This window comes from Micromonospora matsumotoense, from assembly GCF_050951065.1.
GTDB classification, from domain to species: domain Bacteria; phylum Actinomycetota; class Actinomycetes; order Mycobacteriales; family Micromonosporaceae; genus Micromonospora; species Micromonospora matsumotoensis.
The window spans coordinates 529,439-554,116 of sequence record NZ_CP192025.1; the positions used below are offsets into that span (position 1 = coordinate 529,439).

Below are 24,678 nucleotides of genomic sequence, written 5' to 3' on the forward strand. Positions count from 1 at the left end.
TGGATCAGCGCCAGGAGAGGCCGGTCCACGGGGTGCCGTGGTCGATGTGGGCGGCGAGGCGTTGGGCTTGGCGGTGTAGGTGGCGGCGGAGGCTGCCGGTGAAGCCGGGGAGGGCTCCTCGGGTGGTGTGGAGCATGCGGCGTTCGTAGGCGTCGATGAGGGCGGCGCGGCCGGCTTCGGTGAGCAGGATGCCGGCGCGGCCGTTCTCGGCGCGGGCGTGTTCGGGGCGGAGTTGGTTGGCGCGGGCGAGGGTGGTGACGGCCTGGTCGACGACCAGAGGGCGGAACTCCTCGATGAGGTCGAGGGCGAGGCTGGGTCGGCGGTCGGTGTCGGTGTGGAGGAGCCCGATGGCGGGGTCGAGGCCGGCAGCGGCTAGGGCGGCGACGGCTTCGCCGGTCAGCAGGGTATAGCCGTAGGAGAGGGCGGCGTTGACGAGGTCCAGGGGCGGGCGCCGGCTCCGGCCGGTGAACCGGAGGGGCTCGGGGACGGCGAGACTCAGCGCGGTGAAGTAGGCGCGGGCAGCGGCGCCCTCTACACCCATGATCTCGTCTCGGGTGGCGGCCTCGGGTAGCAGGGCGAGCATGCGGCGCATCGCGTCGACGCTGGCGGCGAGGTCTTCGTGGTTGTCGCGGCGGGTGATCCGCTGGATGAGGACGATCTGCTTGCGGAGTTTCGCCTCGACGACGGCGCGGCCGAACGGGATGGCTCGGTCCGGGTTGTCGGCGCAGGAGAGTTGGGCGCGGAGCCGGGTCACCCGTCGGGTGGAGCCTGAGCTGAGCTGCCCGAGGTAGTGGCCACGGCGGGAAGCCAGTATCACTTCGATGTCGCTGGCGAGGGCCCAGGAGCGAGCGCCGGCGCTGAGCCCGACCGGACCGAACAGGACGAGTCTTTCGACGTGTCCGGTGGGTACGTCGAGTAGTTCGACGTCGTCGGCGGATTCGACGATGAGTCGGCCGGCTTCGGTGCGTAGGGAGGCGCCGGGTTTGGCGACGTAGACAGTGCGGGTGGCGGGTTCGGCGATGCGGTGGTCGTCGAGGACGGGTGGGTAGCGGGGGCCGAAGTCCTCGCCGAGGAAGCAGAACCCGTCGGTGAAGGACATCACGCTGCTGTCGGTGCCCAGGCGCATGCCGATTTCGGCGGCGGCGTGTTCCACAAGGTGGAGTCCTTCCTGTGCGTCGGTGCGGGTGGCGGCCAGGACGCAGAAGTCGTCGCTGTAGCGGACCATGGGGAATCCGGCGGCGGTGACCTGGTCGTCGATGTGTCGCAGGGCGAGGTTGGCCAGCAGGGGGGACAGCGGTGCGCCTTGAGGCAGGCCCTGGGTGGGGCGTGGTCCGGTGTCGTCGCCGACGGGACGGCTGAGTAGGAGATCGACCAGGGCGAGGATGTCCGGGTCGGTGACCGTGGCGGACAGCAGGCGTCGTAGGCGGGGCACGTCGATCGAGGGGAAGCAGTCGTCGATGTCGGCGTGTGCGACCCAGCCGAGACCTTCGGCGCGGAGCCGGGCGACCTGCTGGACGGCGTCGGTGACGCCGAGGCCGGGCCGGTAGGCGTAGGTGGCGGGGCCGAGTAGCGGGTCGATGATCGGGGAGAGGGCTGCGGTGAGGGCTTTCTCCACGATCCGATCGGTGACCGGCGGGATCGCCAGGTGCCGGGTGCCGCCGTCGTCCTTCGGGATGGTCACCGGGGCCAGTGGTTGTGGCCGGTAGGTGCCGGTGGCGAGTTGCTCGGCGAGGTCGGTGAGTCGGGTGTGCGGGTTGGTGGCGAACCGGCGGGTGCCGGCGGAGAGCGTGCCGTCGTCGTGGTCGTCGGCGAGCAGGTCTTCCCATGCGGCGGTGAGCGCGGCCAGGCTGGTCGCGGTCGTGTACAGCGGGCTGGGGCTGGTCACGGGCGGCTCGGTTGTCGCCAGGTTGGTTCGGGGTGGACCTGGCCGAGTCCTCGGGTGGTGTGGGCGCCGATCCCGGCGTAGGGGGCCAGCCGGATGAGCCGGTCCACGGTGGCGCGGATTTCGGGGTTGTCGCAGGTGTAGCGGATGCGGCCGACGAACCCGGAGATGGTGAGGTTGTTGATCCGCAGGATCTCGTTGGCGCCGTCGATGTCGGTCACCCAGACCGGGTCGGTGGAGAGGTCGAGGACGATCTCGGGGAGGTCGGGTGGGGCGAAGCGGCGCCAGGCGGCGCGCAGGCTGCCGAGGACCGGGTTGGGTGCCGGCCAGGGAGTGAACGCGTTGCCGCGGCGGAACGTGGTGGGGGTGACGAACCGTAGGCACCAGGCGTTGGCGCCGCTGTCGCTGCCGGCCAGGTGGGTCCACGTGGTGGTGGCGAGCTGTTCGGCGCCGGTGGTGAGGCGGGTGTGCTGAGCGCCGAGCCGCAGCCGGACGCCGGGGGCGGCTCGGGTGAGGAGCCGGTTGGTGAGGGTGTCGTCGAGCAGCGTGATTTCAAAGCCGCAGCCTGCGGCGTCCGAGGTGGGCGGGCTGATCGTGTACGGCTTTGCCGGGGCGCGGTGCGTGCCGTCGGTGTCGAACCAGCCGGAGACGACGGCGTGCAGGTGTTCCAACCGTACCCGCGTGGGGTCGATGCCGGGGGTGGCGATCCGCCAGCGGCTGGGCATGTCGGCGGCGGTCTCCATCCGGATCGGACTGGGTGTCGCGGCGCTGAACGGGGCTCACCGTACGTGGCCGTAGGGGGAGTGGCAAGTGTCAGTAGTTGTCGTGATCTGGACAAATTATGGGCCGTTCCGTTCATCGATGATGGCGGTGCGGTGACCAGGTCCAACACCCACTTTTGACTGCGGTGGGTGTCTAGACGGTCGCATTCTGGCTCGGATGCGGCCTTGCGGTCGTTCTGGCGGGACGGTACGTATGGGAGTCATGACTTTCGGCGGTGGCCGGCGGGGAGTGTTTCCGGGTTGCGGTGACGCCTGATGGCCTTGGTGGTGGTCACCGGCTGGGATGAGAATGCGCGGCTGCTGCGGTACGTGCCGGTGAACGGCGGCGGGGGCGGCGACGAGAGCGTGGTCGAGGTGCCGGTCGGAGATGCCGGGGAGGTGTCCGCCGAGTGCGGGCGGATTCCGTTGCCCCGGGTGGGTGAGCTGATTGTCGAGGACGGCGGTTGCCTGCTCGACCTGAGCGGTCCGCCGGCCCGCCGGTGTACGGCGAAGCGGGACGGCGTGGCGGTGCGGCTGACCGAGCGGGGTGCCAGCGACCGGGGCGTCACCTTTCCTCCGTCGTCGCTCGGTCTGCCGGGCGACGAGGCCACGCTGGAGCGGGTCCGGCAGATCGGGGATTTCCTCCTGTTCGATCCGTCGGGGCCGGTGCCGGGCTGCTGGGTGCGTCCGGGTGGGCTGTCCGGGTGGCTGGCCGAGGAGACGCGGCGCCGGGACCAGAAGGCGGCTGAGGCGGCGCTCCGCCGGGAGCGGAAGGCGGCCAAGGCGGCCAAAGCTCGGATGCGGAGTACGGACCGGTTCGTCAACCCGTACACGTTCGTGCCGTTCCCCGGTCGGGTGGTGCGGCGGGAGCCGGCGGGGCACGAGTGGTTGGCGCCGGGCCGGCTGTCGGGCCGGCTGGTGGTGCGGTGGGAGTTAACCGGACCGGCCCAGGCGCCCGACGGCTCGGCCGACGGTGCGGTGCTGCGGTTTCCCGGCTCGTCGGTCAAGGGCGTGGTGCGGTCGGTGCACGAGACTTTGGCCGGCGGCTGCCTGCGGATCGTCGACGAGGCGTTCGTTCCGTCCTATCGGGACACCGCCTCGGCGTTGTCGGACGACTGGACCCTGGCCGTCGTCTCCACGGAGTTCGACGGGCAGCCGTTGACGGTACGGCCGGCGACCCAGGTGGTGTGGGTCCGTTCCGGGCAGCTCGTGGCGGCCTGCGGCGCCGGCCTGCGCACCGGCAGCCGGGTCGACCTCGATCCGCCGACGAGTAAGACCAGCCTGGGGCGGTACGAGCTGGCCGAGCAGGCCCGGGTGTCGACCGGTGGTGACTGGGTGGTGCTGCTGACCGATGCCGGAGCCCGTCCGCCGCGACGCCGGGACGGCAGTCCGGCCCTGTACTTCGCCGCCTGCGGCCACATCCCCGACTCGGCGGCGGAGGCGGAGGTGGACGAGGCGGCGTGGCGCCGGTTCCGGCAGGCGGTGGAGGGCGCCCGCGAGGCGGTCCAGAACCGTACGCCGGACGCGCCGCCGGAGTGGGTGCCGGTGACGTTCGGGGGGCAGACCATCGGCCGGCGGAAGTCGGTGACCGGCCGGTTCGAGCCGGGCGACGTGCTGTGGGTACGCCGTGACCAGACCGGCCGGGTCGTCGAGTTGCGACTGTCGGCGATCTGGCGGCACCTCGGCACGGGACCGTTGGGTGAGCGGGTCCCGCCCCATCTGCTGCCCTGCACCGATCCGGCGTCGTTGTGCCCGTCGTGCCGGTTGTTCGGGTCGGCGGACACCCGGGCGCGGGACGAGGACGGCAGGGCCGACCAGCGCGCGTACGCCGGGCACGTCCGGTTCGGGGACGCCGTGTCGACCGGACCGGTCGCGTTGACCGCCATCCGGCGGGCGCCGATGAGCGCGCCGCGGGCCGGGGCCGGGCAGTTCTACCTGTCCTACGCCGATCGCCGCCCGGCGCGAGAGGGACGACTGCCGACCCGGGAGTGGGGCGCCGACCCGGACGCTTCACAGCTTCGCCCGGTGCGGGGCCGCAAGTTCTACTGGCACTCCGCGCCCGGCACGCATCCGCCCCGACACGAGGCACAGGCGCATCACTCGCCGAAAATGGTCGAGGACAGGTTGCTCGCCCCGCCCGGCACGACGCTGACGCAGACGGTCACCTTCGACAACCTGGACCCCGCCGAGCTGGGCGGCCTGCTGGCGGCCCTGCAACCGGACCGGGTGCTGCGTGCCGGCGGCGACGCCGGGGGAGCCGGGTTGTCGCGGCTGCATCTGGGGGGTGGCAAGCCGCTGGGTCTCGGCTCCTGCACCGCCACCGTCGTACAGGCGCAGGTGTGGGACGCGGCGAGCCGTTACGGGGATGGGCCGCAGCCCGCGTACGCGCCGGAGGTGCTCGTCGGTGCGTTCGTCGCCGCCTGCCCGGGCGAGGTGACCGCAACCTGGCCGGCGTTGGCCGCCGTGCTGGCGGCCGGCACGGTCAACGGCGCCCGGGTGTCGTACCCGCCCGGCGCTGACTGGACCGACCGGCAGCAGGATCTGGAGCAATTCGACAAGCCGTACACCTTCTTCACCGTCACCAGTGGCATGTTTCTCAAGAAGGGCGAGGAACGGCCGTTGCTGCCGCTGCCCGACCCGACCGAAGCCGACCAGACCCTGCCGATCAATTACAAGGGGCACGAGAAACATCGGCCCGAGGAGCGGTGGACGTGACCGGCGGGATGTTCATCGACATCGCCGCCGTCCGGATCGGGGACTACCTGAGCCGCACCCCGGACCTGAAGGGCCGGCGTGGCGCGTCGGCGTGGCTCAGCCACGCCTCGCACCGGGCCGGGCTGCCCGACTGGCTGGCCACCGCCACCGCGCCGCTGCACCACAGACCCGAGGTGAACCAGGAGGCGGGCGAGGCGGACGGGCTGATCCCCCTGCGGATCCCCGCCGGCCCGGCCGGCGATTCCCGCAGCGACGGGGGCGCCGAGGATGTGGCCCGGACTGTCGTCGACGCGCTGCGGCGACGGCTGCCCGGGGTGTGGCTACGGGCGAACTGGGCCACCGCAGACTCCTACCTGGAGGCGTACCGGGCCATGCGCGAGCCTGGGGCGGGTGCCGGTCTGGAGGCGTTCCCGCCGCTGCCGGACCTGCCCGTGCTGGCCACCTGCGCCCGTTGCCGGGTCGACCCGGCGGTCGCCGCCATTGACATTCACGAGGAAGGGAACGTGCCGGTCTGCGCGGACTGCGAGGCCCGGTACGCCGACCGGTACCGGCGGCCCGGGCTGTGGCACGAGCACGTGCCCGTCGGTGCCGAGACCGACCTGCTGGAGGCGCTGTCTTTGACCCCGCGTCAGGTCGTGCAGCACTTCACCGAGCTGGCCGCGCTGGGTGCGGAGGACGGTTGCCGCAACCACCTGGCGACGGTGCACATCGACGGTAACGGCCTCGGCGCGCTCTTCGACCACATCGCCCGTTACGGCGACCGGGACCTGAAGGCGCGGGTGTCGGCGCGGGTGTCGGCGGCCACCCGCGTCGCGCTGGTCGAGGCGACCCGGACCGTGCTCGACTCCTCCCGTACGGTGCCGGTCATCCCGCATCTGGTCGGCGGGGATGACGTGCTCGTCTCGGTGGTCGCCGACCGGGCGTGGCGGTTCGTCACCACCTACCTGGAGGCGTTCGCCGACCGGATGCGCGGCGTCGACGGCCTGGCCGAGCACCTACCCGACGGGCAGCGGGTGACCGGGTCGGCCGGCATGGTCTTCGCCCACGCCACGTTCCCGTTCCGCCGGAGCGCGGAACTGGCCGAAGGCGCGCTCAAGACGGCGAAGCAGGAGCACCAGGGGCGGGACGCGGCGGTGGGCTGGCTGGACGTCACCCGCGACGGGGAACAGCAACCCCGGCATCGGGCGACGTGGACCACGCGGGCACTGGCCGATCTGGGACCGGCGCTGGCGGCGCTGGCCGCCGTCCCGCCGTCCGGACGGGCCGTCTGCGCGCGGCTCATCGACCCCGACCGGCCCGGCCTGTCCGCCGCCCGGTTGCGTGAGCAGGCCCGCCGCCTCGACCGGGGCGATGTGCTCGACCCGTTCCTGACCCACGGCGGACCGGCCGCGGTCGCCGACGCGCTCTCCCTGGTCCGGTGGTGGCGGTGACCCTCACCTTCGAGATCAGCTTCCACGGCCCGTTCCGGGTGGCGACCGGCCGGGCCGGCGACGGCGCCGACAGCGTCATCGACCGGGAGGCGCCGCTGCCCGCCTCCAGCATCAAGGGCGTCATGCGGTCCGCCGCCCGGGACCTGCTCAACCTGCCCGCACACCTGGTGGAGGCGGTGTTCGGGGCCGCCTGGCAGCCCTCGCCGTGGAGCTGGTCCGACGCCGCTTTCACCGGCGGCGCCACCCTCAGCGACGGCGACGGGGGTGCCGGGGCCGAGCCGCTGCGGGTCCGCGCCCGCGCCCGGATCCAGATCTCCGAGGCAACGCACACCGTGGTCGACGGCGCACTCACCGTCGGCGAGGAGATCCTCGCGCACCGGGCCATTTTCACGGTACGCCGCAGCGGCCCGGTGCCCGCCGACGACCTGCCCCGGCACGAGGCGGTGCTGACCGCCTCCGCCCGGGCGGTGACCGCGCTCGGCGGCGACCGGCGGCGAGGACTGGGCTGGGTGAGCATCACCCCGCTGCACCCGCGGTGGACCGCGGCCAGCGTCGAACACCTGGTCGACCTGCTCCACGGCCGGAAGGAGTCGTCGTGAGCACCACCGGCCCGGCCGCGCTGGCGGTGACCGTGGTGGCCCGGCAGCGACTCGCCCTCGGCGTCGGCTCCGAGATCGGCTACTACACCGCCGGCCACCCGTACGTGCCCGGCAGCGCGCTACGCGGCGCGCTCGCCGCCGTCTGGATCACCGAACACGGCCCACCCGGACGCGGCAACCCGAAGACCGACGAGTTCCGGACCCTCTTCGACGGGAAGATCCGGTACGGGAACCTGCTGCCCGCCGGCAGCCACCGCACCCCACTGTCGGTGTTCCGGTGCAAGTACCGCACCGAGCGGGCGTGTCCGGAAACGGTGATCGACCAGGCGTTCGAGACCGGCGACCACTGTCCCGGCTGCGGCCGGCGACTCGAACAGAGCCGGGGCGACCTCGACGTGCCGGGCGGGCTGACCCGGATCACCCGTACCTCGATCGACCCGGCCACCGGTCGGGCCAAGGACGGCGAACTGTACGCCAACGCCGCCCTGCCCGCCGGCACCATCCTGACCGGCCTGATCCACGGCCACCACCCGTGGCTGGCGCAGCCCCACACGCTGTGGCTCGGCGGGCGGCGTACCGTCGGCGGGCAGGCCGAGCTCACCACCACCCCGCACCAACCCGCCGCGGCGGCACCGCCCGCGCCGGGACAGCCGCTGGTGGTACGGCTGACCAGCCCCGCGGTCTTCGTCGACCTCGCCGGGCGCCCCCGGCTGGAACCCGAACCCACCCTCGACCTCGTCCCCGGGGCCACCCTGCGGCCCGAGACGTGGACCCGGGCGATCACCTGGTCCGGCTGGCACGCCGCCTCCCGGCTGCCCAAACCCGCCGAACTGTGCGCCGCGGCCGGATCGACCTACCGGATCACCGGTGCCTCCGACGTCCTGGCCGCGCTCGCCGCCCGGCTCCGGCGCGACGGTATCGGCCTGCGCCGGTCCGAGGGATTCGGTTACGTCGCCATCGCCACCCAGCCCTGGCGACCCACCGCCGCCGGCAAGAAGGAAGACGACGCCAGCGACCTGCTGTCCGACCTGCACGAGCGGCTACTCAGCCTCGGCCTCGACGACGCCGCCTGGCGGTGGCTCATCGGCGCCCTGCGCGCCCTCCAGGTCGAACAGCACCGCACCGGCACGGTCCCCACCGAGCTGCTTACGGACCTGCTCACCCAACCCACCGCGGCTGACCTTTCCGGCCGGCAGCGCGACCAACTTCGCAAGATATTGAACGGGCTCGCCCCGGCTGCCACCCTGCGGGACCTCACCACCCTCGTGCTCACCACACCCGCCGCCGACCGCCAACCGGCAGCCCGACAGGCGACGCGATGACAATCACCTTTCTGATCGCCGAGATCGCCGTGGAACCGGGGTGGGCCGTCGGCGCCGTACCCATCGACGATCCCACCCTCGACCGCGACCTGCTACACGACGCCAACGGCCGGCCGTGGGTGCCCGGGTCCGCGCTCGCCGGCTCGCTCCGCGCCCACCTGCGCCAGCACGACACCCGGCACGGCACTCACCTCGACACCACCCTGATGGGCAGCCGCCCCCCGGCACACCGCGGCGACCTCACCGACCCGTCGCCGCTGTGGATTCTCGGCACCCACTTCACCCCCGAAGCCGGCAGCGACACCACCGAGGTCGTCGGGCAGACCGCGATTGACCGGCACCGGGGCGCCGCCCGGGCCAACTCCCTGCGCTACAGCCGCACGGTCGCGGCCGGTGGAACCCTCACCGCCTACCTGCGCCACGACGGACCGCTCACCGATGACCAGCTTCACGCCCTCGCCGCCTGGCAACCCGCCATCGGCCGCGACCGCACCAAAGGCGGCGGGCAGGCCCGGCTGCGCGTCCTGCGCCACGGCCGCATCGACCCCACCACCCCGGACGGCATGCGCACCTGGCTCGCCCACCCCGGCCCCGCGCTCGTCGAAGCCGTCGCCACCCACCCGATCACCCCGACACCACCTCCGGTGGGACCCTGGTTGGAAGCCGACCTGCACATCGTCGACGCGCTCCTCGTCGGCGACTCGCGCCCCACCGGCCCCGCCGCACACCGCGCCCGCGACAACCAGCCCTTCGTGCCCGGCTCCGCGTGGAAGGGCCTGTTCCGGGCACGGACCGAGTACATCCTGCGTTCCCGCTACGGCCCGGACGCCGCCTGCGGGCAGCAGACCGGCTGCGGTACCTGCCCCACCTGTGATCTTTTCGGCCACCAGGGCCAGCGGGGGCGGCTCGTTTTCCACGACAGCCCGATCCTCGACGCCCAACGCCCACCGGCCCGTACCCACGTGGCCATCGACCGGGTCACCGGGGGCGCCCGCGACGGCCTGCTCTATGAGACCGCTCCGGTCACCGCCGGCCGGCTACGCCTGCGCATCGACGCCCTCACCGACGTACCCGACTGGGCGCACACCGTCATCCAGCACGTCCTGCGCGACCTGCACGACGGGCTCATCGGGCTCGGCTCCCGCACCACCCGGGGCATGGGCACCCTGCGCCTCGACACTCCGCCCACACCCGACCCGGTCACCATCCCCGACCTGGAACCCCACCCCCAACCCGAAAGCCCGACGCGATGACCGACACCACGGACACCACCAGCGCGACGGCCAGCGGTGTCCTGCACTCCCACGGCCGCATTCCCTGGCAGCACCTCGCCGCGGCCCTGGCCGAGGCTGACGGCACCGCCTGGGCCGACTACGACGGCTTCCACATCGGCGCGCCCCCCGCAAGCCCGCCCCCGTACACCCATCTGTGGGCCTGGACCACCGACTGGCTCCTCCGCGCCCGCCTCGACGACGACACCGCCATCGTCGGCGTCCTACACCTCGGCAGCGCCACGCCCCGACTGGACCCACCACCGATCGCCGCCGAACCCATCACCTACACCATCCACCACGCCCGCACCTGGCCCGCGCAGGAAAAGCGCGTCGGCCCTCTCGACCACACCGTCACCGACCGGCGGACCGACCTCTACCAGACCGCCGGCACCCACCCGATCACCTTCGTCAGGATCCAATGAACCGCCCCGGCCCAAGGGCGGCGGCCAGGATCCGTACCGCCATGACGCGGTGGCGACCGGCCCCCGGCCCGCTCCTTATCGCCGTGGCGAACTTCGCCATCGTCACGTTGGCCGCCCTCACCACCGCCGCCCTCGGCCTCATCGTCGAAGACCTCGTACCCCTGAAACCACCTCGCCAGGTGTCCCCGGAACGGGTCGCGCTGCTCGCCGTCGCGCTCGTGTTGCTCTTCGTCGCCGTCCTGTGGCGCGGCCTGATCCACCGCCGCACCGGCACCCTCTTCTACGTCCGGCTCCTCGCCGACGACATGCCCGACCTGCACGACACCGCCATCCAGGTCGCCGCCCGGGGCCGGATGTCACTCAAATCCGTCACCCGCTGGGCCGACCTGCCCACCCACACCCATGAGGGCGTCATCGACCTCAGTGCCACCTGCGCCGACATCGCCGCCGCCCTGGAAACAGTGGTCAACACCGACCGCGACGACACGGCCTATACCATCGCACCCAACATACTCTGGCCCGCCGCCCTCGCCATCGGCGCCGAACTCCCCATCGTCGACAACCTGCAACTCCTCGAACTGCCAGACCCCCGCACTCCCAAACCCATCACTTTCACCCTGACCAAGGCGGTCACCCCCGCCACCCTCATCACGGAAGAACTCCCTCTCGACACCACGGCACCGGACGGTCCCATCGGCCTGATCCTCGCCTTCGCGCCCGCAGCCGCGAAAATGACGCCGCTGGCGGTATTCGCGGAATACTCTGTCAGCCAATGCCGACGCATCCGGACAGGCGCAGTCAGCGACACCGCAGAACTCAACCGCATCACCTTCACCGGCCCCGAGGTTGCCGCGTTCGCCAGGCCACTTGCCAATGCGATAATCGCCGTTCAAGATGAAGCCGGAACACGTGGAGTCGTCATCGCTGCTGCCATGCCCAAGGTGCTCGCCATGGCCATCGGATGGCACCTCGCCCAAGCGAAGACCCGATTCTTCGACCGCACCCACTTGCTGTACTACGACCAGCAAAGCGCGACCTACACCCCCATCCGGGCCCATCCCGCGCAAGCCACCCGACCACTCGCCAAGCTTCCCTCCGAGCACCGTCGAAACGGTGCAGAAACCGACGAAGCGGGCCTGGGTAGCTGATCATGCCTCCGCCTTGCCCCCTATGCAGTGGTCTTCACCAGCGTAAACGCGGCATTTTCATCGACTATCGGCTACTTTTGGGCCGTCCGGACCGAGGGGGTATGCAACCTGCCGAAAACACCCTGGTCAAGCCCGGCATGAGAGCGATAGGGTCCCCAACCACGTCACGCCCAAGGGCGTATGGAAACACACATGTCGTCGCGGAGCCCCACTGAGCACGGGCCCAGTCCCCAACCACGTCACGCCCAAGGGCGTATGGAAACAGGACGGTCCGTCTGCGAGCTGAAACGATGAGGTCGCCGTCCCCAACCACGTCACGCCCAAGGGCGTATGGAAACGAGAAGCTGCCCTGATACCCCGTCAACATCGCGGTCCCCAACCACGTCACGCCCAAGGGCGTATAGAAACCCCTCCACGGGGTGCATGATCGCCCACTCGTGGTCCTCAACCACGTCACGCCCAAGGGCGTATGGAAACAGGCTATTGGGTGCGCGTACCGTGAAGTACGCGTCACGGAATCGAATCACGTTACGCCCGAAGGCGTATGGAGACGCGTTCAGGATCTGGGCCGACGCGTAGACCCGCAAGTTCCAAGATCTGTCACACCCAAGGGTGTATAAAAACCGCATCGTTCCGTCCCCGTCCAGCACGACGACGGCCCACTTGTCCTGAATCACGTCACGCTCAAGGGCGTATGGAAACAGGTGCTGCAGCAGGTACACCCACCGGTCGTGCTCGTTCCAAGCCACGTCACGCCCAAGCGCGTATGAACCCCGATTGTTCGAAGGTGAAATCGTTCCGGTTTGATTTGGCAACGATGTTGGTCGGTCGTGCCGGGCGATCCGGCGCGCGGCGACTCTGGACGGGCGTGACGTGCCGTGCGCCACTGCCCTCGTTTACCCCTCGAGAACCCGTACCATCAACCGGCCAACGGCGACAAGCGTTGAGCAACTTGTGACCGCGTCTGCGCAGGTCAGCGACCGCTCCCGATGATCAATGACAAGCTTGGGAGGGCAGCGGTCAAGCAGTGTAAGGGTCAACCTCTCGGGTGATCGGGCGTAGGCTGCCACACGTCTGATGAGGGAACGAATCACCGCGTACTTGTGCCGGGGCTGGGTTGCGAGCGCCGGTACGAGCGGGGCAGGTCGGCCGCGCGGCCGGTCGGTGACTGGGAGTAGGCCGCGACGTCGATGGGGGCAGCACCGGTGCTGTACACGAGCGCGCAGGTCCGAATCCCTGAGACGGCCGGCTTCGTGCGTCGGGCGGCAGTCAGACGGATGGTATAGCCACTGGTCAGCCCCCGAGACGCGAGGCGGGCGCATAGGTCTCCGTCGAAGGCAGGGCGTCGACCTGCGCCAGCCCCGGCAGCAGCGATGCGCCGTGCCTGGTTGCCGCCCCCGTTTACCCCCCGAAAACTCCTGCCAACGGTTGACCAGAGGCGACAATTGATGATCACCTTGCCCGGTCGTCCGCGCAGGTCAGCGCCAAGTACCGACAGTCGATGACGACGCCAAGATCACAGGGTTCGAGGAGCGTAGGTCGACGGTTCGATTCCGTCAGGCGGCTCAGTGAGAGGCCCTGATCAGCAAGTTAGCTGGTCGGGGCCTCATTTTCATCGATGGGGTTTTGAGTCGCCCCGCCCCCACAAACGCCTGCCGACGATCAGGTTCCGCGCACCTGTCAGCGGGGGCAGGCCTACCTGGTCCGGCGCCTCCCGCGATCGTGAGGTTTGGGTCCATTAATGTCTGGACCTGCACCAAGCTGTTCGAGAATGTCGGAACTGTCCAGGGTGGGACAGGCTTGACGCTGCTGACGGCGCACATTCTGCGGCACCGGCAGGTGCCGCGCCGGGAGGCGAAGATCGCGTCGCGGGGATTGTCGGCGGCGTGGATTGGCGACCTGGCGGCATCCCGACCGCGAACCGAGGCGGGGCGATCGGGCCGCAACTGGTGAGCGTCGTGCTTCGGCACCGACGTCGACGTCCTCCCGGTGCAGCGCCAGGATTTCGGCAATGCAGGCGCCGGTGGCGGGCGTGAGGTCGGCGTGGCCACCGATCGGTCGAGGTCCCGACTCGCCGGGCATGGGCTGCCGCCACCTCCGGAACGCCTTGTGAACCTCGTCCAGTGGCTGCACTCCAGGGCCGTCACCTTGCGGTGATTTGACAGTGCCAATAGATAGCGGTTATCTATTGGCACTCGATCTGAGGGGCGTGCCGGGGTGCAGGACGTGGTGCTGGCCATGCTGGCCAAGGAGCCGGCGCATGGATACGAGCTGCGCAGCCGGATGCGTTCCGCTCTCGGCCCGCTCGGTGCGGCGATGAACGCCGGACAGATCTACGTGACGTTGACCCGGCTGGCAAAGGCCGGGCTGGTGACCTCGGAGCGGACCGACGGGCTGCCGGACCGGCCCGACCGGCGGGTGTACGCGCTGACCCCGGCCGGGCAGCAGCGGGTCGCGGGCTGGTTGGCCGAGGTGAGCTGGCCGAGGCCGGATCTCACCGAGTTCCATCTCAAGCTGGTGGTCGCCGCTGCCGCCCGGTTGGCCGATCCGGTGGCGCTGGTCGACGCGCAGCGCCGCGAGGTGCTGCGCCGGCTCCGGGACACCCAACGGGCAGCGTTGGACCGGTCACTGGATGCGGTCGCCGGGTTGCTGTTGGAAGGGGTCGTGCTGCGGTTGCGGGCGGATCTGGAGTGGCTGGAGGCGTGCGAACGGATGTGGACCGGGCGGAGGGCGGGGGCGTGACCGGATCGACGGTGTTGCGGGCGTCTGGGCTGAGCATGCGGTACGGCGACGAGCACGCGCTGGTGCGCGCCGTCGACGACGTCGACCTGGACGTGCCGGGCGGACAGGCACTGGCGATCATGGGACCCAGCGGCTGCGGCAAGTCGACCCTGTTGCACCTGCTCGGTGGGCTGCAGCGCCCCACGGGTGGACAGGTGTGGGTGGCCGGGCAGCGGATCGACACGATGAGCGAACGGGCCCTGGCCCGGATGCGGCGGGACAGCGTCGGGTTCGTGTTCCAGGCGTTCCACCTCATGGACGAGCTGACCGCAGTGGAGAACGTCGAACTGGCGGCGTTGCTGGCCGGCCGGTCGCCGGGCCGGGCCCGCCGCCGCGCCCTGCATCTGCTGGACCGGGTCGGCCTCGCGGACCGCGCCACGCACCTGCCGTCGCAACTCTCCGGCGGGCAGCGGCAACGCGTCGCGATCGCCCGGGCGTTGAGCAACGAGCCGCTGGTCGTACTGGCCGACGAGCCCACCGGCAATCTCGACAGCGCCGCCACCCTCGACGTCCTACGACTGTTCGACGACCTCCGCACCAGGGGACAGACCCTCGTCATGGTCACGCACGACGCGCGCATCGCCGCGGTCGTCGACCGGATCGTCACCATGCGCGACGGAACCTTCGCCGACGACACCCACCTCGGCGCGGTCGGTGCCGGCACCGGCACCGTCTACGACGGGCGGCGCTGACATGATCGGCCGCCTGCTGCTCGTGTACCGGCTGCTGATCCGCGATCTGCGCCGGCATCCGACCGAGACCGCCCTCCTGTTGATCGCCGTCACCGGCGCGACCGCGACACTCTCCCTCGGCCTGACGCTCAACGTGCTGATCGCCGACCCCTATCAGCAGACCCGCGCCGTCACCGCAGGACCGGACGTGGTCGTGGAACCGGGAGCCACCGGCCCCGCCGCGCTCGCCGCGCTCGCTCCCCTGACGACCGCGCCCGGCGTGACCGCCCACGGTGGACCGTTCCCGGTCGCTTATCTGGCGCTGACCGCCCACGGCACGACCGTCCGGGTCGTCGTCGAGGGCCGTGACGGCACACCGGCCGCGGTCAACCGGCCAGCGGTGACCGACGGAACCTGGGTACGCCCCGGCGGCGTGGTCGTCGAGCGCACCTTCGCCGAGGCCCTCGGGACGCAACCCGGCGACACGGTGAGCGTCGCCGGGCGTCCGCTGCGCGTGCTCGGGCTCGCGGTCACCGCTGCCAGGCCGGTGTTCCCCTCGGTCGGCTGGCACCCCCCGGGCGTCATGCTGGTCGAGAAGGGCGGCCTGGTCTGGGTCGACCGTGGCGACGTCGCCGCACTTGCCGGCAGCCAGTCGCTGGCGTACACCCTGAACCTGAAGTTGGCCGATCCGCAGGCCGGTGCGGCGTTCAGAGCCGCGTCGACCAACACCGACGACTTCCGTGGGGGGTCGGTCCGCACCTGGCAGGAACTGGCCTACCGGAACGGCAAGTTGACCGGCGCGGCACAGGAGACCCTGACCATCGGCAGTTGGCTCCTCGCGGTCCTCGCCGTGGCCGGCGTCGCGGGCATCGTCGCGGGTCGAGTCATCGCCCAACGCCGCCGGGTGGGGCTGCTCAAGGCGGTCGGTGCCGGACCGGGCATGGTCGCCGTCGTGCACCTCACCGAATACCTGCTGATCGGGGTGGTCGCCGCCGGGCTCGGACTGGCCGCCGGCTGGTCCGCCGCGCCCAGGTTGTTCCGCCCGAGCGCCGGATTCGTCGATTCCGGCGGCGCCCACCCGCCGCTGCGGGTGCTGGTCGCCGCCACCGCGCTTGCCCTCGGAATCGCCGTTGCGGCGACCCTGGTGCCGGTGGTGCGGGCCGCCGTGACCAGCACGACCGACGCCCTCGCCGACGCCGCGACACCGCCGCGCCGGCGACGGTGGGCCATCTGGCTGTCGCGCCGCCTGCCCGTCGCCCTGCTGATCGGCGTACGCATCAACGCCCGCCGGCCGCGCCGCGCCCGGCTCGTCACCGTCAACACCCTCATCACGACGGCCGCGCTCGCTGCCGCGCTCACGAACCTGGCGCAGGACGAGGACCCGCTCAACCTCGGCTACTCGACTTTCCCCGACGCCCGTAACGAGCGGCAGCTCCACGCCATGTTCCTCGTCGCCGGGGTCGCGTGCGTCCTCGCGCTCTGCAACACCATCGTGAGCACCTGGACGGCGGTCCTCGACACCCGGCACCCCCTGGCGGTCGCCCGCGCGCTGGGTGCGACGCCGGGGCAGGCCGGCATCGGCCTGGCGGTGGCGCAGCTCCTTCCCGCGATACCCGGCGTCGCTGCCGGAATCCCCTTCGGCACCGGGCTGTATCTGCTCTTCGACGGTGACCGGTACGCCCCCGCCGGTTGGATGGTCGGCGCGGCTGTCGGTGTCCTGCTCGTGGTGGCCGCCCTCACCGCTCTTCCCGCCATGGCCGCCGCCCACCGCCCGGTCGCGAACGTACTCCGGTCCGCTCAGACCTGAGCGCCGTGACCACCGGACGCAGCCCTCGCCGAAAGATCTGAGAAAAAGTTCTGGTTGGCGGCAACCTGCGGGCGGTGGATCGCATGTACCCGGATGTAAGCAACGATCGCCACGATCCATAGGGGTCCGAATATGTCCGCACGTCGTCTTCTGCTGCTGCCCGCCGTCACCGTTCTGCTCGCACTGACCGCCTGCGGCACAGAGGAATCCGGCTCTGGCTCGACCGCGTCCGCTCCGGCGAACGGCACTCCGAGTCCGACGTCCACGGTGACCACCATGACGGCCGGGGATGTCAAGAGCGCCGACTGTCCCTCCGGGGCGACCCTGCAGAAGCTGGTCGAGCTGCCGAAGGACATGACCTTCGGCAAGGTCGAGTGCGTGAAGGACTGGGCGGGTGCCGACCCGCAGGGCCCGAAGGCCGGTGACGGCGTCTATCTGTTCCACTACACGGCCGGTACGGGCTGGAAGTACTACGGCGAGGGCAGCGGTTACGACTGCAAGGACCTCGGCCTCACCGTGCCGGCGCCCTTCTGCATCTCGGACCCGGCGACCACGACGACGAAGCCGGCGACGGCCAAGCCGGCGACGACGAAGCCGGCGACGACGAAGCCGGTGACCACGAGTCCCACGTGTCCTTCGGCGAAGACGCTGGGATCCCTGGTCGAGCTGCCGAAGGGCGTGACCTTCGGCAAGGTCGAGTGCGTGAAGGACTGGGCGGGTGCCGACCCGCAGGGCCCGAAGGCCGGTGACGGCGTCTATCTGTTCCACTACACGGCCGGTACGGGCTGGAAGTACTACGGCGAGGGCAGCGGTTACGACTGCAAGGACCTCGGCCTCACCGTGCCGGCGCCGTTCTGCATCTCCGACTGATCAGGGTGACCGCGGTCGCGCGCTGTGGCGCACACCAGCTACGGTGTGCGCCACAGTCAGCCGGCCGCATCGATGCCGCCGTGCCCTGACAACCTTCGGGGTAGGTGGGGGGCACGAGCGGGGCATGACGGATTCGATCGACGATCAGTTCCGGGAGTTCGTCCGCACCCGCTCGCCGGCGTTGCTCCGGACGGCGTTCCTGCTGACCGGCGACCGGCACCTCGCCGAGGATCTGGTGCAGGACGCTCTGGCCCGCACCCATCGGGGCCGGCGGCGGCTGAACGACCCGGGGCATTTCGAGGCGTACACCCGCACCGCGATGTACCACCAGCAGGTGAGCTGGTGGCGACGCCGCAGGGTGGCCGAGTCCCTGCCCGGGGAACTGGCCGACGTGGCGCAGCCCGGCAGTGATCACGCCGGCCGTACCGATCTCAAGCTCGCGCTGCACCAGGCTCTCGCCAAGCTCACCCCGCGGCAGCGTGCGGTGCTGGTGGTCCGCTTCTTCGAGGACCGCAGCGAGGCCGAGGCCGCCAACCTGTTGCAGTGCTCGGTCGGCACGATCAAGAGTCAGACCAGCAAGGCACTGGCCCGCATGCGGGAGATAGCGCCCGAGCTGCTCTCGGCTGTGATGGAGGAGGCCTGATGACCGACAACCTCGGGCCGCTGCGTCAGGCCCTGACCGATCTGAGCGAGCACGGCGGCAGCGCCGACCTGTACGAGCGGGCCCTGCGTAAGTCGCGGCAGTCGCAACGACGGGCGACGGTCGCCACCGGCGTCGCCGCCGCCGCGATGGTGTTCGCCATCGGCGGTACGGTCGCCTTCGCCGTCAGCCAGCGGCCCGGCACCTCGTCGACACCCGCAGCCGCCCCCAGCGGTGCCGGACCCGGGCAACCCGACTGTCCGTCGATCGAAACCCTCGGGGACCTGGTCGAACTGCCGTCGGACTGGTCCTTCGCGCCGACCGGGGTGCAGTGCGCGCAGACGTGGGCGGCAGCCGACGTGAAGCGCCCGGCCGGCGGCAACGTCCGCTACCTGTTCCACTACACCCCCGATACGGGCTGGCGATACCAGGACCAGGGCACCGAGTGGGACTGCGCGGAGCTTGGCCTGACCCGGCCGGCACCGTTCTGCACCTCCTGACCCCCTGCCACCTGCCCGGGAAGGCCGATCGGCCCCGTCGCACGCGGTCGGCCCCGGTCACCGGGCGTAAGGTCGTCTGCGCAGGGCGTGGTAGGCGATGGCGAGGGCGATGCCGAGGACGACGATGGCGACCTCGTGCCCCGGGTGGAGGTTCTTCGACAGGCTGGGGGCGCGGTCCGGGCCGATCGCCCAGAGCGCCAGGCCCGCGCCGTAGGCCGTACCGAGCGTGACGGCCCACCACCGTAGCGGGCGGAGGGCGTCGTTGCGCAGCACGGTGACCAGCGTGATCGCCACCGGGACGACAGCCACCATGGCGAACTGGACGGCGACGAGGACGGTGACCGCCCAGGCGCTGATGACGAGGGGTCGTGAGCGGGGCAGTGGACCCCGGGGCGCGAGCGTCGACGGTGCGTGGGACATCTGGTATTCCTTCCGGCACGAGGGGTCGGGTGGCGAAGGGTGGGCAGCGGGGTCGGGGCGGGCGGAAACGGGCCGGGCGACGGGGTGGTCGCCGTCGCCGGCATTCATGGCACCCGGTCGGCTCAGCGGCGGGTCTGGGTGTTCCGTTCGGCGTCCGCCTCCTCGGCGGCGGTCCTGAGGTCGGCGAGCCACGCCTCCAGCCCGTAGCCGAGGTAGGTGGTGGAGGTCGCCGCGTCGGCCTCCACCTGGGCGCCGGTCCAGGTCTCCTCGGTGCGGACCAGCACGCCGCCGGGAACCTCGGTGAAGGTCCAGACGTGGACGCCGTTGTCGATGTGCAGTCCGTCGCCGGTCCCCGGGCCGGCCCAGCGGATGCACCGGTAGGGCGTCAGGTGGGCGACGGTCGAGGTGATGGTCAGCGTCGTGGCCGGGGTCATCGGGGTTTCCGGGACGGGCGTGGTCCAGCGGAACGCCGACCCCGCGCGCAGTGCGCCGTCGTCGAGGCGCGTGGCGGTGGTGACCGGGGCCTGCCAGGAGGGCCAGTTCTCGACGTCGGTCTGGAGGTTCCAGACGGTGTGCAGCGACGCGTTGATCAGCGTCTCGGCGCGATACCGGATCTGGGCGGTCGGGTCGACGCCCTGCCCGTCGCAGGTGATCACCGGTTGGTTCGCGGTCGATGCCATCTCTCCACCTCTCACTTCTGCGACTATCTGTCGCTTTGGTTAGAGCCTATAACCAAGATGAACTCCAGTCAATAGTGATGGTGATAGCCTGTAACTATCGTGATGGCGGGTGTGAGGAGGGTGGTCCATGGGTGCCGACGTGACCGGTCCGCGCGAGCGCTACCGCGCCCAGGTGCGGGCGGAGATCAAGCAACGGGCCTGGGAGCAACTCGCCACGACCGGGGTGTCGGCGCTGTCCCTCAAAGCGATCGCCGAGCAGTTGGGGATGAGCGGTCCGGCCCTCTACCGGTACTTCGCCAGTCGGGACGAGCTGATCACCGCCCTGATCCGCGACGCGTACCGCAGCCTCGCCGACGCGCTCCGGACCGCCGCCGACGCCGGTGCCGACGTCGCCGGACTGGCGGACACCGTGCGGGCCTGGGCCCTGGACGACCCGCAGCGCTACCTGCTGATCTGGGGTACGCCCGTGCCCGGCTACCACGCCCCCGACGACACCACCGCGATCTCGACCGAGATCATGGCGACGATCGTCGACGCCTACCACAGGCGCGACGTCCCGCCCACCGGGCGACGGATCGAGGCCCACCTCGACAGCCATCGCGGCTGGGCCGTGGACCCGGCCGTGCCGGCCGCCACGCTGCGTCAGGCGCTGGCCTTCTGGACCCGGGTGCACGGCGTCCTGTCGCTCGAACTCGCCGGCCACTTCGCCGGCATGGGGTTCGATCCCGCGCTGCTGTTCGACGACGAGATCGACGACCTACTCGGCCGCTGATCGCCGTGACGCCGTGCGGGCCGCGAAGACGATGCGGGCCGTGACGCCGACGCCGGTACGGTGGTCCGCTCCCGCCGCCCGCGACGGCACGGGGCGGTATCCGTGGCCCGGCACGGCTAAGGTCAGCAGTCGGCCACCGTACGCTTGCGAGGATGGGACCCCTCGATGAGATGTGCCTTCTGTGGCCGGTGGTGGCCGCTGCCCTGGGCGTGTGGCCGGTGCCGGCGTGACCGTCGCCGGATGCGCCGCGACTACCTGCGCCGCGCCGCCCCGCAGGACGCGCTGCGCGACATGACCCGCACCGACCCGGACCGCTGACCGGCCGACCCTCACCGCCGGCTTGCCCGCCGTCGGCCACCCGGCAGCCATGCCGTCCGGCGTCGGTGGGAAAGATCCGCCGTGGCTATCCTGGGCCGGTGCTGCCCCTGCCGCCCGGTGACTTCCGGGCCTACCTGTTCGACTGCGACGGCACCATCGTCGACTCCATGCCGGTGCACCACCTGGCCTGGCGGGCCGCGCTCGACGAGTGGGGCTGCGACCTGCCCGAGGACCTCTTCTATGCCTGGGGCGGCCGGCCGGTGGCCGACATCGTCGTCGATCTCAATGCGCGGCACGGGCTGGCGATGCCGGTCGACGTGGTGGCCCGTCGCCGGGAGGACGCCTACCAGACCTTCCTGCCGCAGCTCACCGCCGTGCCGGGGGTGCTGGCGCACATCGAGCGGGCACACCGGCGGGTGCCGTTCGCCGTGGTCTCCGGCAGCACCCGGGAGTCGGTGACCGCCTCGCTGTCCGCGCTCGACCTGCTCGACCGGTTCGACGTGCTGGTCTGCGCGGAGGACTACGCACGGGCCAAGCCGGACCCGGAGTGCTACCTGCTGGCGGCCCGGCTGCTCGACGTACCGCCGGAGCACTGTCTGGTGTTCGAGGACACCGACCTGGGCGTCGCGGCGGCGACGGCGGCGGGCATGGCCTCGGTCCGCGTCCCGCCGCCGTGGCAGCGCTGAACCCGGGCCGGCCGCGCCGGCCGGGGGTGCCGGCGGGTCAGCCCCGGTAGAGCTTTTCCGCGTATGCCGGGCCGTAGTAGCGCTCCAGGTCGGCCAGGCTCTCGGCCGGCGTCTCCACCTCCTTGATCAGCCGGGCGCGGGACGGCAGCGCGTCCGGCTGCCAGGTTTCGGGCTGCCACAGCTCGGAACGGAGGAACGCCTTCGCGCAGTGGTAGAAGATCTGCGCGACGGCCACCTCGACAGCGAGCACCGGTCGGTGCCCCTGGACCAGCATGTCGTCGAAGTAGGGCGCGTCGCGGACCAGCCTGGCCCGTCCGTTGATCCGCAGGGTGTCGGTCCGGCCCGGGATCAGGAAGATCAGCCCGACGTGCGGGTTGTCGAGGATGTTGCGGTAGCCGTCAGCCCGCCGGTTGCCCGGCCGCTCCGGGACGGCGATCGTCCGCTCGTCGAGCACCAGCGCGAAGCCGGCCGGGTCGCCCTTGGGGGAGACGTCGCAACTCCCGTCCGCACCGGCCGTGGCGACCAGGCAGAACGGCGAGGCGGCCAACCACTCGCGGTCCCGTTCGTGCAGCACGGTGCGTTCCTTGGCCGCCGCCCGGGGCATCGGTGCCCCCAGCAGCGCGCGTAGCTCCTCATGCGAGGTGATCTCCGCCGTCACGTCCGCCTCCCCCGTCCGTTGATCTCGGTGGCGGGCGGTGACTCACCGGCCGCCGAACGTCAGCCTAGGCGGGCGTGGCGAGCTGGTCTGTCCCCGACGGCGGGCACCGGCGCACCCTGCCCCCGGACCGAGCAGTGGAGGGCCCGCGATGGAGAGCCGACTGAAGGTGCTCGGGCACCCGGTGCACCCGATGCTGGTGATGTTCCCGGTCGCGCTGCTGGTCACCGGCACCCTCTTCGACGTCGTCGACACGGTCGGCGGCCCCGACTTCCTCGCCGAGGTGGCGTACTGGAACATCACCGTCGGTCTGGTCGGTGGCCTGCTGGCCGCGGCGGCCGGCGCGTTCGACCTGCTGGCCATCCCGGCCGGCACCCGGGCCAAGCGGGTGGCGCTCACCCACGCGGCGGCGAACGTCGCGGTGATCCTGCTCTTCGCCGCCGTCTGGGCGGTCCGGTTGAACGCCGAATCCCGGGCGGCCGGCGGCGCGCTGATCGCCATCGAGGTGGTCGGCGTGGCCATCCTCGGCATCAGCGCCTGGCTCGGTGGGGAACTGGTCGACCGGCTGGGGGTCGGGGTCGACCGGGACGCCGGCCTGGACGCCCCCAGCTCACTGCGGCCCGCCGCGGCCAGCCGACCGATGGGAGAGGTGCGATGACCGAGCAGCCGGGCCGACGCAGCCGCCAGCAGGGCTGGGACCCGATGGGTGAACTCCAGTCGCTGCGCGCCGAGCTGAGCCGGCTGGTCGGCGGCCGGGGCGCCTCGCCGGACGTCGCACTGACCGAGGTCGCCGACGGCTGGGAGGTGATCGTCCGGCTGCCCGGGGTGGCGCCGGAGGAGGTCGCCGTCGAGCTGGACGACCGGGAACTGCGCGTCCGGGCCCGGTCGGAGGCCGAGGTCAACGCCGACCAGGGCGTTCCCGGCGGTGTCGAGACCCGGGGCTTCGACTACCGGGTGGACCTGCCGTCCCGGGTGGACCCCGGGAGCATCGACGCGGTGATGGACCACGGCCTGCTCCGGGTGCACCTGCCCCGGGCGTCCCGGTCCACGCCGCGCACCATCACCGTCGGCCGCACCGGCTACCCACCCGGTCCCACCCGCAGCGGTACGCCCACCGGCGTGGACCCGGCGGCGGACCGGGAACTGCACCACCCGCACACCGCCGTCGACCCGCACGACCGGCCGTAGGGCCCCGGTGGCCAGCCCGGCCCTGGGTGGCCCGCGAGGTGAGCGGGTGCCCGACGTGGCCCGGATCGCCGTGCTGCGGGCCAACGCGCTCGGCGACCTCATCTTTCTGCTGCCCGCCCTGGAGTCGCTGCGGGCGGCATATCCGGCGGCGGAGATCGTGCTGTTCGGTGCGCCCTGGCACGCGGCGTTCTGGCGCGACCGGCCCGGCCCGGTCGACCGGGTGCTGGTCGTCCCGCCAGCCCCCGGTATCCGTGGGCCCGGCCCCGACGAGCCGCCGGGATCGCTGGACGACTTCCTGGCCGACGCGGCCCGGGAGGGTTACGACCTGGCGTTGCAGGTGCACGGCGGCGGGGCCAACTCGAACCCGATCATGAGCCGGTTGGGTGCCCGGCTCACCGCCGGGCTGCGCGCCGAGGACGCCCCACCGCTGGACCGCTGGCTCCGCTACGTCTACTACCAGCCCGAGGTGATCCGCTACCTGGAGGTGGTGGGTCTGGTCGGGGCGGACGCCGTCACCGTCGTACCGACGCTGGCGGTGACCGACGCGGACCGGGCGCAGGCGCGGGCGGTGCTGGGCGAGCCGGACCGGCCCCGGGTGGCGCTGCACCCCGGGGCGAGCGACACCCGGCGGCGTTGGCCGGCGCGGCGGTTCGCCGAGGTCGCCCGGGCCCTGTACGACGACGGGTACGAGGTGCTGGTCACCGGCACCCCCGCCGAGCGAACGGTGGTGGACGAGGTGGTCGCGGCGGCCGGGGTGCCGGTCCGTCCGCAGGTCGGCACGCTCAGCCTCGGCGGGCTGGCCGCCGCGTACGCCGGCTGCGGGCTGGTGGTCTCCAACGACACCGGCCCGTTGCACCTGGCCGGTGCGGTGGGCACCCCGACGGTGGGTGTCTACTGGGTCGGCAACATGATCAACGGGGCGACGCCGCTGCGCGCCCGGCACCGCCCGATCGCCGCCTGGACGACGCGCTGCCCGGTCTGCGGGGTCGACTGCACGCCGGGGATCTATCCGCACCGACCCGGCGACGGCAACTGCCCGCACCGGGACTCGTTCGTCGCCGACGTGCCGGTGGCCGAGGTGCTGGAAGCCGCCGCCGACCTGCTCCGCCCGGAACCGGGCAGCGCCGCCGGCTGACG

26 protein-coding genes are annotated in these 24,678 nt (G+C 71.8%); 20 read left to right on the forward strand and 6 right to left on the reverse strand.

All coding sequences use genetic code 11. The features are described from left to right. Positions 1-4: 4 nt before the first annotated feature. Both cas1 and cas6 read right to left on the reverse strand, forming a co-directional pair. Positions 5-1,885 carry a CRISPR-associated endonuclease Cas1 gene (gene cas1, locus ACQP1S_RS02570; protein WP_432902523.1) on the reverse strand — a complete coding sequence of 627 codons (1,881 nt, stop codon included), beginning with the start codon at positions 1,883-1,885 and terminating at the stop codon, positions 5-7. Further along, complete coding sequence (gene cas6, locus ACQP1S_RS02575) at positions 1,882-2,625, reverse strand: CRISPR system precrRNA processing endoribonuclease RAMP protein Cas6 (protein ID WP_432902525.1); 744 nt, start codon at positions 2,623-2,625, stop codon at positions 1,882-1,884. Before cas6 ends, cas1 begins: the two co-directional genes overlap by 4 nt. Positions 2,626-2,919: 294 nt before the next feature. Between cas6 and ACQP1S_RS02580 the strand changes: the two genes are divergently transcribed. The 7 genes from ACQP1S_RS02580 (at position 2,920) to ACQP1S_RS02610 (ending at position 11,553) form a co-directional block, all read left to right on the forward strand. Beyond that, the gene (locus ACQP1S_RS02580; RefSeq protein WP_432902527.1) at positions 2,920-5,358 is read left to right on the forward strand and encodes a TIGR03986 family type III CRISPR-associated RAMP protein; all 2,439 of its coding nucleotides are present in this window, start codon (positions 2,920-2,922) and stop codon (positions 5,356-5,358) included. Beyond that, positions 5,355-6,788 (forward strand): Cas10/Cmr2 second palm domain-containing protein, encoded by a 1,434-nt coding sequence (locus ACQP1S_RS02585; protein ID WP_432902529.1) that lies wholly within the window; start codon positions 5,355-5,357, stop codon positions 6,786-6,788. The genes ACQP1S_RS02580 and ACQP1S_RS02585 overlap by 4 nt, the downstream gene beginning before the upstream one ends. Continuing rightward, positions 6,785-7,387, forward strand: coding sequence for an RAMP superfamily CRISPR-associated protein (locus tag ACQP1S_RS02590; RefSeq protein ID WP_432902531.1), 603 nt, complete (start codon positions 6,785-6,787; stop codon positions 7,385-7,387). Before ACQP1S_RS02585 ends, ACQP1S_RS02590 begins: the two co-directional genes overlap by 4 nt. Then, positions 7,384-8,709: an RAMP superfamily CRISPR-associated protein gene (locus tag ACQP1S_RS02595; RefSeq protein WP_432902533.1), complete on the forward strand. Its 1,326-nt coding sequence runs from the start codon at positions 7,384-7,386 to the stop codon at positions 8,707-8,709. The genes ACQP1S_RS02590 and ACQP1S_RS02595 overlap by 4 nt, the downstream gene beginning before the upstream one ends. Next, a complete protein-coding gene (locus ACQP1S_RS02600; protein WP_432902535.1) occupies positions 8,706-9,962 on the forward strand; it encodes an RAMP superfamily CRISPR-associated protein in 1,257 nt (418 codons plus the stop codon). The genes ACQP1S_RS02595 and ACQP1S_RS02600 overlap by 4 nt, the downstream gene beginning before the upstream one ends. Next, positions 9,959-10,405, forward strand: coding sequence for a hypothetical protein (locus ACQP1S_RS02605; protein WP_432902537.1), 447 nt, complete (start codon positions 9,959-9,961; stop codon positions 10,403-10,405). The genes ACQP1S_RS02600 and ACQP1S_RS02605 overlap by 4 nt, the downstream gene beginning before the upstream one ends. An 83-nt stretch (positions 10,406-10,488) precedes the next feature. Next, complete coding sequence (locus ACQP1S_RS02610; RefSeq protein ID WP_432902538.1) at positions 10,489-11,553, forward strand: hypothetical protein; 1,065 nt, start codon at positions 10,489-10,491, stop codon at positions 11,551-11,553. 314 nt (positions 11,554-11,867) lie between these two features. On the opposite strand, the gene ACQP1S_RS02615 is transcribed toward ACQP1S_RS02610, so the two are convergent. After that, on the reverse strand, positions 11,868-12,275 hold the full coding sequence (locus ACQP1S_RS02615; RefSeq protein WP_432902540.1) for a hypothetical protein: 408 nt from the start codon (positions 12,273-12,275) through the stop codon (positions 11,868-11,870). Between the two features lie 1,078 nt (positions 12,276-13,353). On the opposite strand from ACQP1S_RS02615, the gene ACQP1S_RS02620 reads away from it, so the two are divergent. The 7 genes from ACQP1S_RS02620 (at position 13,354) to ACQP1S_RS02650 (ending at position 18,822) form a co-directional block, all read left to right on the forward strand. Beyond that, positions 13,354-13,506, forward strand: a complete 153-nt coding sequence (locus tag ACQP1S_RS02620; protein ID WP_432902542.1) for a hypothetical protein — start codon at positions 13,354-13,356, stop codon at positions 13,504-13,506. 264 nt (positions 13,507-13,770) lie between these two features. Next, positions 13,771-14,295: a PadR family transcriptional regulator gene (locus ACQP1S_RS02625; RefSeq protein WP_432902544.1), complete on the forward strand. Its 525-nt coding sequence runs from the start codon at positions 13,771-13,773 to the stop codon at positions 14,293-14,295. Beyond that, a complete protein-coding gene (locus ACQP1S_RS02630) occupies positions 14,292-15,026 on the forward strand; it encodes an ABC transporter ATP-binding protein (RefSeq protein ID WP_432902546.1) in 735 nt (244 codons plus the stop codon). The genes ACQP1S_RS02625 and ACQP1S_RS02630 overlap by 4 nt, the downstream gene beginning before the upstream one ends. A 1-nt stretch (position 15,027) precedes the next feature. Then, complete coding sequence (locus tag ACQP1S_RS02635) at positions 15,028-16,812, forward strand: ABC transporter permease (RefSeq protein WP_432902548.1); 1,785 nt, start codon at positions 15,028-15,030, stop codon at positions 16,810-16,812. 276 nt (positions 16,813-17,088) lie between these two features. Next, positions 17,089-17,682, forward strand: coding sequence for a hypothetical protein (locus ACQP1S_RS02640; RefSeq protein ID WP_432902550.1), 594 nt, complete (start codon positions 17,089-17,091; stop codon positions 17,680-17,682). A 124-nt stretch (positions 17,683-17,806) separates the two neighbouring features. Next, complete coding sequence (locus ACQP1S_RS02645; RefSeq protein ID WP_363669853.1) at positions 17,807-18,325, forward strand: SigE family RNA polymerase sigma factor; 519 nt, start codon at positions 17,807-17,809, stop codon at positions 18,323-18,325. Then, positions 18,325-18,822 carry a hypothetical protein gene (locus ACQP1S_RS02650; RefSeq protein ID WP_091244584.1) on the forward strand — a complete coding sequence of 166 codons (498 nt, stop codon included), beginning with the start codon at positions 18,325-18,327 and terminating at the stop codon, positions 18,820-18,822. The genes ACQP1S_RS02645 and ACQP1S_RS02650 overlap by 1 nt, the downstream gene beginning before the upstream one ends. Positions 18,823-18,879: 57 nt before the next feature. Here the strand turns inward: ACQP1S_RS02650 and ACQP1S_RS02655 are convergent, their stop codons facing one another. Further along, complete coding sequence (locus ACQP1S_RS02655; protein WP_432902553.1) at positions 18,880-19,242, reverse strand: hypothetical protein; 363 nt, start codon at positions 19,240-19,242, stop codon at positions 18,880-18,882. 122 nt (positions 19,243-19,364) lie between these two features. Continuing rightward, a complete protein-coding gene (locus tag ACQP1S_RS02660; protein ID WP_432902556.1) occupies positions 19,365-19,922 on the reverse strand; it encodes an SRPBCC family protein in 558 nt (185 codons plus the stop codon). 127 nt (positions 19,923-20,049) lie between these two features. Here ACQP1S_RS02660 and ACQP1S_RS02665 point away from each other — a divergent pair, with 127 nt between their 5' ends. From ACQP1S_RS02665 to ACQP1S_RS02675, 3 genes are all read left to right on the forward strand, one after another. Beyond that, on the forward strand, positions 20,050-20,694 hold the full coding sequence (locus ACQP1S_RS02665; protein ID WP_432902559.1) for a TetR/AcrR family transcriptional regulator: 645 nt from the start codon (positions 20,050-20,052) through the stop codon (positions 20,692-20,694). 165 nt (positions 20,695-20,859) lie between these two features. Then, positions 20,860-21,012: a hypothetical protein gene (locus ACQP1S_RS02670; RefSeq protein ID WP_176738946.1), complete on the forward strand. Its 153-nt coding sequence runs from the start codon at positions 20,860-20,862 to the stop codon at positions 21,010-21,012. A 98-nt stretch (positions 21,013-21,110) separates the two neighbouring features. Beyond that, positions 21,111-21,698 (forward strand): HAD family hydrolase, encoded by a 588-nt coding sequence (locus tag ACQP1S_RS02675; RefSeq protein ID WP_432902562.1) that lies wholly within the window; start codon positions 21,111-21,113, stop codon positions 21,696-21,698. A 37-nt stretch (positions 21,699-21,735) separates the two neighbouring features. On the opposite strand, the gene ACQP1S_RS02680 is transcribed toward ACQP1S_RS02675, so the two are convergent. Then, complete coding sequence (locus ACQP1S_RS02680; RefSeq protein ID WP_091244599.1) at positions 21,736-22,356, reverse strand: pyridoxamine 5'-phosphate oxidase family protein; 621 nt, start codon at positions 22,354-22,356, stop codon at positions 21,736-21,738. Positions 22,357-22,504: 148 nt separating this feature from the next. On the opposite strand from ACQP1S_RS02680, the gene ACQP1S_RS02685 reads away from it, so the two are divergent. From ACQP1S_RS02685 to ACQP1S_RS02695, 3 genes are read left to right on the forward strand one after another with little or no spacing between them, the layout of a single operon-like run. After that, entirely contained in the window at positions 22,505-23,011 is a 507-nt protein-coding gene (locus tag ACQP1S_RS02685; RefSeq protein WP_091244602.1) for a DUF2231 domain-containing protein, read from the forward strand. Continuing rightward, positions 23,008-23,541, forward strand: coding sequence for an Hsp20/alpha crystallin family protein (locus tag ACQP1S_RS02690; protein WP_432902567.1), 534 nt, complete (start codon positions 23,008-23,010; stop codon positions 23,539-23,541). The genes ACQP1S_RS02685 and ACQP1S_RS02690 overlap by 4 nt, the downstream gene beginning before the upstream one ends. 7 nt (positions 23,542-23,548) lie before the next feature. Beyond that, positions 23,549-24,676 carry a glycosyltransferase family 9 protein gene (locus tag ACQP1S_RS02695; RefSeq protein WP_432902570.1) on the forward strand — a complete coding sequence of 376 codons (1,128 nt, stop codon included), beginning with the start codon at positions 23,549-23,551 and terminating at the stop codon, positions 24,674-24,676. Positions 24,677-24,678 lie beyond the last annotated feature (2 nt).